At 45.4% G+C, this 12,800-nt stretch carries 14 protein-coding genes; 10 read left to right on the forward strand and 4 right to left on the reverse strand.

Going from position 1 to position 12,800, the window contains the following annotated elements:
- Positions 1–36: 36 nt before the first annotated feature.
- Positions 37–711, reverse strand: coding sequence for an acetoacetate decarboxylase family protein (locus QUB35_RS11340; protein WP_333142016.1), 675 nt, complete (start codon positions 709–711; stop codon positions 37–39).
- A gap of 205 nt (positions 712–916) precedes the next feature.
- Here QUB35_RS11340 and QUB35_RS11345 point away from each other — a divergent pair, with 205 nt between their 5' ends.
- From QUB35_RS11345 to QUB35_RS11355, 3 genes are all read left to right on the forward strand, one after another.
- Positions 917–1,621 carry a glycerol-3-phosphate ABC transporter substrate-binding protein gene (locus tag QUB35_RS11345; protein WP_333142017.1) on the forward strand — a complete coding sequence of 235 codons (705 nt, stop codon included), beginning with the start codon at positions 917–919 and terminating at the stop codon, positions 1,619–1,621.
- Positions 1,622–1,998: 377 nt separating this feature from the next.
- Complete coding sequence (locus QUB35_RS11350; RefSeq protein WP_333142018.1) at positions 1,999–2,853, forward strand: hypothetical protein; 855 nt, start codon at positions 1,999–2,001, stop codon at positions 2,851–2,853.
- Positions 2,850–4,079 (forward strand): tetratricopeptide repeat protein, encoded by a 1,230-nt coding sequence (locus tag QUB35_RS11355; RefSeq protein WP_333142019.1) that lies wholly within the window; start codon positions 2,850–2,852, stop codon positions 4,077–4,079. The genes QUB35_RS11350 and QUB35_RS11355 overlap by 4 nt, the downstream gene beginning before the upstream one ends.
- 132 nt (positions 4,080–4,211) lie before the next feature.
- Here QUB35_RS11355 and QUB35_RS11360 read toward each other — a convergent pair whose 3' ends face one another.
- The 3 genes from QUB35_RS11360 to QUB35_RS11370 form a co-directional block, all read right to left on the reverse strand.
- Entirely contained in the window at positions 4,212–5,696 is a 1,485-nt protein-coding gene (locus QUB35_RS11360) for an S-layer homology domain-containing protein (RefSeq protein ID WP_333142020.1), read from the reverse strand.
- Positions 5,697–5,858: 162 nt separating this feature from the next.
- Positions 5,859–6,845 (reverse strand): DUF6263 family protein, encoded by a 987-nt coding sequence (locus QUB35_RS11365; protein WP_333142022.1) that lies wholly within the window; start codon positions 6,843–6,845, stop codon positions 5,859–5,861.
- A 4-nt stretch (positions 6,846–6,849) separates the two neighbouring features.
- Positions 6,850–7,539, reverse strand: a complete 690-nt coding sequence (locus QUB35_RS11370) for a polysaccharide deacetylase family protein (RefSeq protein WP_333142023.1) — start codon at positions 7,537–7,539, stop codon at positions 6,850–6,852.
- Between the two features lie 79 nt (positions 7,540–7,618).
- Between QUB35_RS11370 and QUB35_RS11375 the strand changes: the two genes are divergently transcribed.
- The 7 genes from QUB35_RS11375 to QUB35_RS11405 all read left to right on the forward strand — a co-directional run bounded on the left by QUB35_RS11375 (position 7,619) and on the right by QUB35_RS11405 (position 12,686).
- Entirely contained in the window at positions 7,619–7,912 is a 294-nt protein-coding gene (locus QUB35_RS11375; protein ID WP_333106892.1) for a DUF433 domain-containing protein, read from the forward strand.
- On the forward strand, positions 7,909–8,280 hold the full coding sequence (locus tag QUB35_RS11380) for a DUF5615 family PIN-like protein (RefSeq protein WP_333142024.1): 372 nt from the start codon (positions 7,909–7,911) through the stop codon (positions 8,278–8,280). Before QUB35_RS11375 ends, QUB35_RS11380 begins: the two co-directional genes overlap by 4 nt.
- A gap of 175 nt (positions 8,281–8,455) precedes the next feature.
- Entirely contained in the window at positions 8,456–9,223 is a 768-nt protein-coding gene (locus QUB35_RS11385) for a ChaB family protein (protein ID WP_333142025.1), read from the forward strand.
- Positions 9,224–9,496: 273 nt separating this feature from the next.
- Positions 9,497–9,655: a rubredoxin gene (rd, locus tag QUB35_RS11390; protein WP_333142026.1), complete on the forward strand. Its 159-nt coding sequence runs from the start codon at positions 9,497–9,499 to the stop codon at positions 9,653–9,655.
- A 24-nt stretch (positions 9,656–9,679) separates the two neighbouring features.
- Entirely contained in the window at positions 9,680–10,936 is a 1,257-nt protein-coding gene (locus tag QUB35_RS11395) for an NAD(P)/FAD-dependent oxidoreductase (RefSeq protein ID WP_333142027.1), read from the forward strand.
- 180 nt (positions 10,937–11,116) lie between these two features.
- The gene (locus tag QUB35_RS11400) at positions 11,117–11,794 is read left to right on the forward strand and encodes a hypothetical protein (RefSeq protein ID WP_333142028.1); all 678 of its coding nucleotides are present in this window, start codon (positions 11,117–11,119) and stop codon (positions 11,792–11,794) included.
- A gap of 118 nt (positions 11,795–11,912) precedes the next feature.
- Complete coding sequence (locus QUB35_RS11405; protein ID WP_333142029.1) at positions 11,913–12,686, forward strand: class II aldolase/adducin family protein; 774 nt, start codon at positions 11,913–11,915, stop codon at positions 12,684–12,686.
- Positions 12,687–12,800: the final 114 nt, after the last annotated feature.

Below are 12,800 nucleotides of genomic sequence, written 5' to 3' on the forward strand. Positions count from 1 at the left end.
TTTTTTAGGTTTACGGCGAATATCCGCACTTTACAGCTAATAACTGAATTCAACGGCTCTGTTTCCCACAACTTCCGGCGCACTGACTGTTAAACGCATATCTTCGCAGGCAACTGTTAGCAAGGGCTGACCTAAGTTTAAACTGCCAAAAGGACTTTCTTCTGCCACTTCTAATTCGCCTTTAATCAAACCGATGCGAGACTGTAATCCTCCTTTAAACAACAGCAAATTGCTGCGGTCAGCGCTGAAAACATTTCCGCTAAAAGGCAGCGGTAAGGCTAAGCTTTGCTGGCTGTAATTGAGGCTGCACAGTTGACGGTTTCCTTGGCTAACTGTGACGCGGTAGCCTAGGGGTGCTGCTTTTACCGAATCGCTGCCTTCCCAACTAAATGTAGCTAATTCTTTAGGAAGTCCCCAAATTTCCCGCCCGCCGGCTACCGAGTTAGGGTTGTCTACGTAAATATGGGAAATCCAAGCGCCCCATTTTCCTGCATAATTGGCGATCGCGCTAACTACAATTAACTCATTGTACTCCATAACCGAACCCAACCCGTAGGAGGATATATAAATGCCACCTAGGGTTTTTCCGGGCAATACAGAGACAATTTCTAACTCAGAGGGAACCAAGAGGCGCACTCGTGCCACATCTACCAATTGTAAAGTCTGAACAGCATAACCTTGCAGACTCCAAGGTGCAGGTGGATATACCATTTTAAGTGATTTAATGTCTGATATTTTATATTTATTTTAGCTTGGCGCTTCAAAAAGCAACAAGGCTTTACATTTCTTCGCAGCTTGTTAGTAAATTTACTTACTTTCAAACCAATAATAGTTTTACGCTCGGCAAATAGTTGACATCGGCTCAGCATTTACCTATGCTCTAAAGGTGGATACTTAAAAGGAAACCTAAACCTGTATGCTGACATCTTACAAGCCAGATATTTTTGATTGTTTAGATCATTTTTTCACTGCGAAAGACCTGTTAGAGCAAGCCAAAGACAACATGACAGAACTGGGCGCGATCGTCCGCCGTCACGGTTTACAAAAGCAGGTTGGTATCTGTTTGCTGCACAAACACTTCGACCTTTCCGATAACGAAAGATTGGTCGAAGAATTTGAAGGCAACAATGCTTATATCAAACCCACCACAGAATATACCGATGCGATTCCCTATATGTGGAAGGTTGAACACAATCAAACATCGGGCGAATCGGTTTGGTTTCCCTTAGAATTTGTCCGCGTTACAGAGGCTGTCTCCGCAGCAATCGAACGATCGGAAGCAGTTGTCAACAACTCGGAATTTCTCAATGAAATTGCCTCTAAGTTGTCAGAATTGGGCATGACCAATATGTTCGGCATCAGCATTTTGCACCGAGATGCAATTCAAGTTGCTGAGGGTGAAATTTTGGTAGAAAGCACAGACGACGAAGCCCGCGTTTTGACTTTTTCTTCAGTTCCCAGGCAGGATGTTGACCCGACAACTTTAACGCAAACCCTCTGGCAATTTCCTCATGCTGAAGGGTGTGAAGTAGGGGCTTTGTGCCGTCACTGTACTCACTGCACTAATCACTGCTCTCACTGTTCTCACTGTTCTCACTGCGGTCATTGCGGTCATTGCTAACAAGTTAAGCTAAGAAAGCATTTGTCAATCAGCAATTATGCTCAACATTTACTCGGATTTTGGGCATAAAACTGAGATTTGGGCGATCGAGGAATCATGCCTCCCATGATATTTATACCTACTCCCTCTCAAATCGTAAATTTTCCACTCCTAAAAAAGCAGTTTTTTTTGAGTAATATTACTGATTGACAAATGCAATTAAGTCTTAACTTGTTACCAATGCACTGCGGTCATTAAATAAGACTACAAAAGAGCAATAATTTTGTAGTAAAAACTTGAATTGTTCCCAGTTCGTAGTAAGGACTAAAGTCCTTAATTTTGACCAAATTAAGGACTTTAGTCCTTACTACAAACCTGTTTTTCAAATATAGTAAAAAATGTCTTATCTGCGCCGGAGTATCGTAATTTATCGATGTCAAAATTTGGAGTTAGAAACTCCAGAATCAGAGTGGCAAATTCCCCGAGTGTGGCTGAGTTCGGGGACTCAGCTAGCTGTTGACAGCGTACCCGATCGCATTCCGTATTGCGAAGGGGCTTTTATGCCACAAGAACCTTGGAGGGAACCAACACCAGCAGAGTCTGCACTGCTTTGGGTTCATGAACCGCCGCCGCCATATTCGGGTATAGGAATTGTGCGTTTACCGCCGGATGTTTTAACCTTGTTTGCTGCTGCCGGTATAGCTTCGCTAACAACTCGGCTACAGGTCGCTGAGTTTAAATCGCAGGAAAAATGCCAGCAAGCACTCGATAAATTAATTGAATATTTTAAGCCTTTTTGTATGTCGGACGCGTCGCCAATTATTAACGGTATGGGAGGCAGGCAGCCGGGATTGAGTACGGCAACAATTGATAATAAACGGGGTTGCCGCAACGGTTTGCATACTGATAATTGGGACTGGTTGCCGCTGGCGAAAAAGCAGGACGCTACTAATCGGATTTGCTTGAATTTAGGGCGGGACAGCCGTTATTTTTTGTTTGTGAATTTGACTGAGATGGACATTTTTGAGATGTTGGGCTGTCGCGAGTCAGATGTTAGCAAACCTTGGAGGAGGCAGTTAACTCATGAGTTTATGAGACGCTATCCTAATTATCCGGTGGTGAAGCTAAGAATTGCACCGGGTGAGGCTTATATTGCACCGACAGAAAATATGATTCACGATGCTTCTACTGCCGAAATGAAGCACTTGGATGTTAAGGTGATGATGCGCGGTTATTACAGGATTCCAGCATGAGTTTTGCCCTTAGCGAAGCCTTCGGAGAGGATCGCACTTTTACAGATACTTTTAGAGATAGTTTGAAGGATGAGGGAAAATTGCAAGAGTCGATCGCCCTTTACGAACAGTCGATCACCCAAAATCCCAATTCGCCCTCCGCTTACCACAATTTAGGCAAAGCGCTGCAACAAAACGGACAAATTGCAGAAGCTGTCGCCTGTCACCAAAAAGCCATTCTCCTACAACCAAACTTTACTGCTGCTTACTTCCCCTTGCTGTACGCGCCGCTGCCTCAATATTCTCCTCTGATTGACAGCCTGGTTGCTCTTTACCGCGAAGTTATCGAGATTTTGCCAAATTTTCCATTAGCCTACATTAACTTGGCTGTAGCGCTGAGCAAGCAGGGAAAAATTCAAGAGTCGATCGCGCTTTTTCAAACCGCAGTCCGCTTGCAAACAGTCGCATCTCGCCCGGAATTGGCACAAGTAGAATGGAATTATGAAAAATTGCGATCGGCCGATTTCATTATCATCGGTTCTCCCCGTTGCGGCACAACTTCTCTCTACAAATATATCACTTCCCACCCTCAGATTTTACCGGCAGCCAATAAAGAAATCTGTTTTTTTTCAGAACATTTTAACAAGGGATTAGCTTGGTACCAGGCGCATTTTCCGCCGCCAATAGATTCGCATCATTTTTTAGTAGGAGAAGCAACTCCGACTTATCTGACTCACCCGCTGGCTGCAGAAAGATTGCACGGTTGTTTACCAAAAGTTAAGCTGATTGTGATTTTGAGAAATCCAGTTGATCGGGCTTTTTCGCACTATCAAATGCTGGTGAGGCGCGGTACTGAACGCAGGAGTTTTGAAAAGGCGATCGATTCCGAGTTGCAATTGCTTGCTGGTGCAACCGAAACCAGTTTAGAAGATAGGGCTCAGTGGAAAGATTGTCATTATATTTATAAGAGTCTTTATGCTTGCAGTCTCAAACAGTGGATGAAACTTTTTCATCGGGAACAGTTTTTGATTTTGCAGAGTGAAGAATTTTATGCCAATCCGGCTGCGACACTCAAACAAGTTTTTGAGTTTTTAGATTTGCCAGATTTTCCACTCGGGAATTATCAAAAGTACAACGGTGGTGATTATCAGCCTGCGGATGATGTTGTCAGCCAGCGATTGCGCGAGTATTTTCAGCCGCACAATATGAAATTAGCGGAAAATCTGAAGAGAGAATTTGCATGGTAATTACAAAAAACTTATAGGGGCGGGTTTAGCACGAAATACCAAATACTGAACAGCTAATCTAAATACCAAATCCGCCCCTACAGACACTATCCGCGTTAATCCGCGTTCCTCTGCGCTTAAAGACCTGCAAATCTACTTACTCGCATAACCCGTACTTACCAAAAACTCCCGCAACTTCCCAAAGTATTGAGTGCGATCGCGTCCTTGATAAACTTTCTCCAACAACTGCCAACCTTCCGCCTCCTGGCCCATGACATACTTGTTCGCCATGAAAGCCGCCAACACCCCCTTCACCTCCCCATCTTCACTCAGACGCTTGTTAGATTCCAGCCAAAGCTCAGCAGAATTCGTGTATACTTCCACCGGATACTGTTTGCTAACATCTTGCATTTTACCTTGGCGGTACTGCCAAACTTGCAGCGGGAAGCGAGAATCAGCATAATTGGTAAAAGCCTCGGAAAATCTGCCGTCCTGACTCTTAAACTCTGGGATATCATTTTTGCCAAAATCGACAATTTCGTAACTCACATTGCCCCAGAAATGCTTGATATGAGTGTATTTGTTAGCTGCCGAGTCGTAGCGGTAAATAAACGAATAATTGCAGCAGCGGACGCCGCTTTTGGTTGACACTAAATCTGCCAGGACTTCCGGTTCCTTGTCGCCGTCCAAATCACGGATTCGCAGCGATAAAAAACGTCCTTCTGATATTTCTTCGCTGGCTCTTTGGTCGGGGTTATCTACTAGAGAACGAGTCGGAATCAGCACTGGTTCTTCTAATAATTTTTTACCGTCGCGGATGATTTTGATGCGGAGATTTTTAGCATTTTCTGCTTCTTTTACGAAAGAAACTTCTGCGCGAAGTTTCCCCGATTCCGAGGTTTCTGTTGTTCTCGGCGGGCCGATATTCGCCGGAACTTGGGCGATATATTCCGCAGGAACTAAGGCCGTTTGACCGGGTTTGGCGATCGCCTGACAGAAAAAAGTGGCGACTTCGGCGCGAGTAGCATTCCGAGTAGGTTCTAGCTGTTTTACAGCCGGATAATTGACCACAAGTTGTTTTTCTGTGGCGGCGGCGATCGCACTTCTGGCCAGTTCGGGAATTTGCGGCGCATCCTCAAAAGTCGCATCCAAAATCTCAGCCGCCGGCCCCGTCGTAGGTGTATATTTCAAGCCGCTGCTTAAAGCTACCAAAGCCTGCCAGCGGGTAATATTCAAAGTGGGGTTAAAAATACTGCCACTGTATCCAGACATAAAACCCGTCTGATAAGCTTCTCGAATTGCTTTAAAACCCCAGTAATTTGTAGGAATATCTGCAAAGTCGATCGGAGCGCGGACGGTTTTGGCATCGGGAAAAGCCATGCGAACCATCGCCGCAAACTCAGCGCGGCTGACTGGGCGATTCGGGCGAAAAGTGCCGTCTTCGTAGTAGCCGCTGATAATTTTTTTCTGTGCTAACTCCTCAATGCAACCTTGCGCCCAATGGTCTTTAACATCCTGAAATTTAGCTTGAGCAAATGCCGGCGGTACATTCATGCCCGGAAACACTAAATTCCCGATGATTATCCCTAAAGCTACGACGAAAGCAATTACAGCTTGACTTTTGTGCGATCGAACCATAGAACAGACTCCTCTACTTGCAAATTGGCGATCGAAAGTTTCGGAAAATTTACATAATATCAAGTATATTAGCCCGATTTAATACCATTTATTAAAAATTTAGCTGCGACCAGGGACACGGAATTGCCGTGTCCCTACTTTTTCCAGTTGGTATAATAAAGGTTACTTCGACTCTAAAGTCATCTCCATCACCATTTTTGTTGTGAGTGTTAATTCTTGAGAACTGCCCGCATTTTTACCACTCATTTCGCTATTTGAACTAACAGACACAGTAGACCGAAACGGCATTAATCTATCCAAGCGCATTGTGGTTGATCCCCCACCCTGAGAACTAAAAGATTTTAGGGTTAAGGTAGTTCCAGCAGGCAATTGGGGAGAGGTAATATTTTGAGGGTTTGCTTGCTGCTCTATACTTACATTCAGAGAGGCAACTCCATCTTGCCAGCTCGCCAATTCATAGGTATAAATGTTATTCAAATTCATGCCACTCAAATCAGAAGAAGAAGAAACGCGCCATTTGGCTCCTTTTCCGACTGCTTCTGCGGGCAGCGGCGAGGCAAGTTGCTCTAGAGATTTAGACATTTGTCGAACCATTTGTTTGAGGTTGTTGTCAGCTTTTTCGGGCAAAATAATGTCACCTCCTTTATGAAAACCGCGATTGTCCATGATGAAAGAGCCTTTCACTCCCACCATGCTTTTGAGTGCGGAACGCATGGCATCTCGGACTGCTGGCGGCATATTTCCAGTATCGCCGACGATATCTGAGTTAGTATAAGCAAACTCGTAGTGAATATCGCCGTTGGGATCAATCTTAGTGACTTTTGTCTCGAAAGTCATCACCGATACTGGAATTTTAGCCCCAGGCGAAGACCGACCGGATGCGGATATTTCCATATCCATTTTTACGGTCATAACAGTTGTTTGTTTGACATCGATAGCTGGTTTTAAACGCAGTTCCTGTCGTGGTTCCACTCCCGGATTTAGCAGTTCCACTTGCGGGGTTTTCGAGTTGGGGGCAGGCGCGGATACGCCAGGGGCTGGCTGCTGCACTACAAGTGGAGTTTCCGCACTCAGGGAAGCAGGAGAAAGCTCGATCGCCCATCCGGCACTTACCAAACAAAGAGATGCAATAAACTGTCTTTTTTTCATTAACTTAATTTCCTGGTATTTGAATGTTAGCCTGTTCCCACAGTCGATCGACTGTCACGAATTTGTAACCTTTGTACAAAAGCAAGGGAATTATTTTATCAGCAGAAGCTGCAACATCTTCACCGCCGCAATAGCCGTCGTGCAGTACAATAATTGAGCCGTTTTCTGTTTGCTGCACGATGCGACTAATAACTTTCCTCACCCCCGGTCGCACCCAATCTTCCGGGACAACACTCCACATTACAGGGCGATATTCCCACTGTTGCAATAACTCTAATGTTCGCGGCGTAAAAATGCCGTTGGGTGGCCGCACGTCCAGGATTAATTGTGGGTCTAAATCGCAAGCTTTGGCAATTGCTTTTTGCGTGTCTTCTAAACTTTGTTTGAGTTCGTGGGTTTTGAGTTTGGGAAACGATATATGCTGATAGCCGTGGAGGCCGATCCAGTGTCCGCGATCGTACACTTCTTTAGCCGTTTCTGGATGCCTGTCCACGCAAAATCCCAGCCAGAAAAAACTAGCTTTGATGTCGTATTTATCTAAAATTTTTAACAATTGAGGTGTGTGCTGACGGTGCGGCCCGTCGTCAAATGTGAGGGCAATTTCTCGGCTGTTGATATCTCCCGTCCACAGACATCTGGGAAAAGCCGATTTGAGAATGGGATGAACGACAGGAAACAGGGGTGCTAATGGCATTGATTAATGTTGTTTAGTGCGATCGGGTAGAAATGAAGCTGCGTTACAATAGAATAAAGTTAACTCAATCTAGGTAAATATGACAACTGCCGTTGATATAGGAACGCTAATTGTCCGCACGCCCGGAACTTGCGGCGGCCGCCCGCGAATTGCAGGAACTAGAATTACGGTACAGAATATTGCTATTGATTTTAATGCCGGGATGACTCCACAGCAAATCATTGATGAAATACCGCATTTGACTTTAGCACAAATTTATGCAGCACTCACTTACTATTACGCGAACAAGGAAGCAACGGACGCCGAAATAGCAGCTTACTACGAAGAGTATGACCGTTTGGAAGCAGAATATATGGCAGGTAAGCTATCGTGAGCCGAATTTGTTTATACATGGATGAGGATATTCTCCAACGCTCGCTGATACTCGCTCTGCGAACCTCTGGTGTAGACGTAATAACTACCTCGGACGCTAACAAGCTTAGCTGTTCAGATGAGGAACAACTGATCTGGGCAGCGGAGCAAGGGCGTGCCATATACAGTTTCAACACTAAAGATTTTTGTCGTTTGCACAGTACCTTTATTGCCCAAAATATCGGTCATGCTGGAATTATTATGGGAGTGCAACAGCGGTACTCGATTGGCGATCAGTTGCGGGGGTTTTTTAACTTGATTGCTGCTAAGTCAGCCGAAGAAATGATAAATCAATTGGTGTTTTTAGCTGAGTACATTAGATATGAATAAAAGCTTGAAATAACCGATTGCACCGGAAACTACCAGCCTCTTTAACTCCTTTGATATAGACTCAATCTAGCCACAGTCGCATCGACCTCTATCTCGCGGTCGATGCGATCGCCCTACAGCGTCCTCCTATACTGAAAACCAGCATAACTAATCGAGAAACGATCAAGGAGGAACAATGACCGAGGAATATTTAGCCGAACGAACAGTTTCAGCCGTATTTAAGGAAGAAGAACAATTAGACGGCGTAATTCGGCGGTTGCTCGATCGCGGAGTTTCCCGCGACCACATCTCAGTAATGGGAAAAAACTTTCAATCTAAAACTAAAATTGCCGGCTTTATTACTAAAAAAGATGTAATTTTAGGCGGTCTGCGAAGCGGGGCAATTTTTGGTTCCTTATTCGGTTCTTTTTTGGGTTTGCTAACAGGCGTCGGCGTGCTGTTTATTCCCTTTGTCGGTGCAGTAGTCTCGGCGGGCCCGCTGGGTGCTGTACTGTTGGGTGCTGCTAGCGGCGCGATCGCAGGTTCGGCCGGTGCGGGTCTAGTTTCCGCTTTAGTCGCTGTGGGAATGCCCGAAGACAAAGCAACTATCTATCAAACGCGCGTTGAAGCAGGCGAATTTCTAGTGATGGCCGAAGTTCCCGCAGATAAATCGGGCGAATTTCAACTCTTGCTAGAAAGTGCAGGTGGCGAAGAAGTTTCAGTTAGCGAAATGACGCTGCCGCGCGCCGTTAAAGGTCGCTGCAATAGTCCGGCAGACTTATCTCCAGAAGTGCGATCGCACCTGTCGGAAGCAGCTCAAAAAACCTTTATGGAATCCTACAACGCCGCATTTGACGAAAGCAACGACTCGATACAAGCGGAACACACTGCTTGGGACGCCATTCACCAGCAATACGAAGAAGATGAAAACGGCGTTTGGACTAAGCCTTTAGCAAAAGTCTAGTCTTCCCATCACAGTAAACTAATAAAAAATACAATCAAGCCTCTAGAACTGCGGTTTTGGAGGCTTTGACGATTTTAGATTTTAGATTTTAGATTTTAGATTTTATAAGTGTGCAAGACTTAATTAGATTTTAGATTTTATGATTGTGCAAAATTTAATTTTTAATAATTTGGGAATCGCCGAAAGTCGCATTACGTTGGGAAATTGGTATTGCACTAGGTTGCGTTGTCAAGTACAATCTATAAGCTTACAATATAAAATTGAGTTAAGCAAATGCAAAAATACGTTTGTACAGTTTGCAATTACGTCTACGATCCAGAAGTAGGCGACCCCGACGGAGGCATAGATCCCGGTACTGCCTTTGAAGATATCCCCGACGATTGGGTTTGTCCGACTTGCGGGGCGAAAAAATCCGATTTTGAACCAGAATAAGCGAGAAAAAATTTGTCCGATCGAATGCTCAAAATTACAGTTATCGGCGGCGGTGCTGCTGGTTTTTTTAGTGCAATTACCTGTGCCAAAACCTATCCGCAGGCCCGCGTCACTTTACTAGAAGCTGGCCGGCAACTCCTGGCAAAAGTTCGCATCTCTGGCGGCGGGCGCTGCAATGTGACTCACGCTTGTTTTGACCCCGGTGTTTTAGTGCAGAATTACCCCAGAGGAGGGAAAGCTCTGCGCGGTGCTTTTACTCGATTTCAACCCCGCGATACTGTAGAATGGTTTGCCGGTCACGGTGTGAAGTTGAAAACAGAAGAAGACGGGCGAATGTTTCCGATTACAGACGATTCGGCGACAATTGTTAACTGTTTGATCCGGGCTGCTGAGGATGCAGGCGTAAAAATTCGCACCGGCGATGCAGTAGTTTCAGTAAAGAAGTTAACATTGGAGGGCGGGCACGGGGGCACCGCCCCTACATTTGAAATTGAGTTGAAGTCGGGGGAGAGTTTTAAGTGCGATCGCATTCTTCTCGCTACAGGCAGCAATCCGTCGGGTTATAAGTGGGCAAAAGAGTTAGGTAATACTGTAGAACTGCCCGTTCCTTCTCTATTTACTTTTAATATTTCCGACAGTAGAATCAAAGATTTAGCCGGAATTTCGGTTCCTAATGCTAAGGTGAAATTGCCGGGAGCTAAATTAGAACAAAGCGGGCCTTTGCTAATTACTCACTGGGGTTTAAGCGGGCCTGCTGTCCTCAAACTTTCGGCTTGGGGTGCGAGATTTTTGCACGATCGCCATTATAAAACCTCTGTCCTGATTAATTGGCTTCCCCAGTACAATGCGGAAGTTTTGCGGCAGCAACTGCTAGCGGTTAAGTCGCAGTTGTCGCACCGATTGATTGTCTCTAGCTGTCCCTTTCCGGTGCCGCGCCGCCTCTGGGAACGTTTGACAAGTTCGATCGGCATTGATGAGCAAAAACGCTGGGCCGACTTATCGAATAAAATCCTCGATCGCCTCCTGCTAGAACTCGTTCAAGGCGAATATCAGATTGCCGGAAAAGGCGCATTTAAAGAAGAATTCGTCACCTGCGGCGGTGTCAACCTCAAAGAAGTCGATTTTAAGACAATGGAAAGCCGCCGCTGTCCCGGACTTTTCTTTGCTGGGGAAATCTTGGATATCGACGGCGTGACGGGCGGTTTCAACTTCCAAAGTGCCTGGACTACGGCGTGGTTGGCCGGGAACGCGATCGGCAAACCATCCGATTGTAGATTGTAGATTGTAGATTTTAGATTGGGGAATACTTGCTTTGTAAAGGTTTGGGAGTTGCGATCGGGCGATCGGCTTGCCTGTATTAAATTTTGTGTTATTTTTGACTGAAGGCGCACCAAATGTGTGTCAAATTCAGCTTGTAGACAAAATTCGCAGTTTTGCGTCCTTCAACATCGGGTGAGATACATGAAAAACTTGAATCTAAAAACCCTAAAGTTCGATCGCAACCTTGAGGGCCATTTTGACTCACCTTTCATCGAAAAAAATGGCTTGCTGGAATTCAACCCCAAATTTATCACTCCCGAATTTTTAACAGCCTGGACGTTTGAAACACACCTGTACGACGAACAAGTTGCGATCGACCACTTTGTCATCACATTTCCCAGCCGAACCGAACTCGAAAAATATGCCGAATCTTTTTACCCCTTCGGTGCCAAAATTGTCGAAGGCCCAGACTTGTTCCCGATTAACTTTTGTGCGGAAAACATTAATGTTCCCTCCGATTTGTGGCTGCATTTAATGACCTTATTGATGCCAGCCGGCGGCTTAGTAGTATTAGATGCGCCCCACGCAGCCGGCGACCAAAAAAACCGCTTTCAGCAAGAAAGAGGATTAGAAGCAGTTCACCACGTCGCGCTTCGAGTCGAAAACGTGCAGAATGCTGCTAAAATATGGCAAAATAAAAACTTTAAACCGCTATCAGAGCGCCCTCTAGACTACGGCTCATTAACCCAGTGGTTTCTGCAAAACCCCGCCGGACAAATCATCGAATTAATAGAACGTCGCCCCGGCAACAACGCCACCTTTGACTGCAAAAACATCGCAGGCTTGCGTCTCAGCGAAGATAAAGTCAGTAGTCAGTAGTCAGTAGTCATTAGTCAGTAGTCATTAGTTAACAGTTAACAGTCAACAGTCAACAGTCAACGGTTAACAGTCAACAATGCCCCATGCCCTGTTTGGCCAATGCCCAATTCCCAAATCTATGGTTGCAATAAAAATCCCCAAAGTCACTTTTCAACCCCCAACATTCAACTCAATTGAAGAAGAACGCCGCCACCGCAAACAGCGTTTAGCCGCCGCATTTCGATTATTTGCCCGCTTCGGATTCAGCGAAGGAATTGCCGGACATATCACCGTCCGCGACCCCGAACACCTCGACCATTTCTGGGTCAATTCTTTTGGAATGCACTTTGGTTTAATTCGAGTCAGCGACCTAATTTTAGTCAACCACAAAGGCGAAGTTGTTGAAGGAAATAAACCCGTAAACGAAGCAGCATTTGCCATTCATTCCCAAGTACACAGCGCCCGCCCCGACGTAATCGCAGCAGCCCACGCTCATTCTCCCTACGGCAAAAGTTGGTCGAGTTTGGGCCGCCTGCTTGACCCGCTGACGCAAGATGCTTGTTCTTTTTATGAAGACCAAGCTTTATTTGACGATTACACCGGAGTTGTTTTGGAAATCGAAGAAGCTAAACGCATAGCCAAAACTTTAGGTGAGAAAAAAGCTATTATCTTACAAAATCACGGACTGTTAACAGTAGGTCAAACAGTAGATGAAGCCGCTTGGTGGTTTATTGCAATGGAACGTTCTTGTCAAGCGCAGTTAATGGCCGAAGCAGCGGGAAAACCAATTCTCATCAAGCCAGAATGTGCGCGTTTAACACAGCAGCAAGTAGGGTCTCACCGTATGGGATGGTTTAGCTTTCAACCGCTTTATGACATGATAGTGCGTCGGGAACCCGACTTATTAGATTAGAAACTCGGCGGTTTCAACCGCTATTACACAAACACAGTGGGAGCATGTCACTTTTGCAGTGAGCAATTATACTCATGGAGGTTTTACCTGATTACCAATTAAGCCGTTTAAGTA

The organism is Microcoleus sp. B13-B6 (assembly GCF_036705405.1).
Classification (GTDB): Bacteria; Cyanobacteriota; Cyanobacteriia; order Cyanobacteriales; family Microcoleaceae; genus Microcoleus.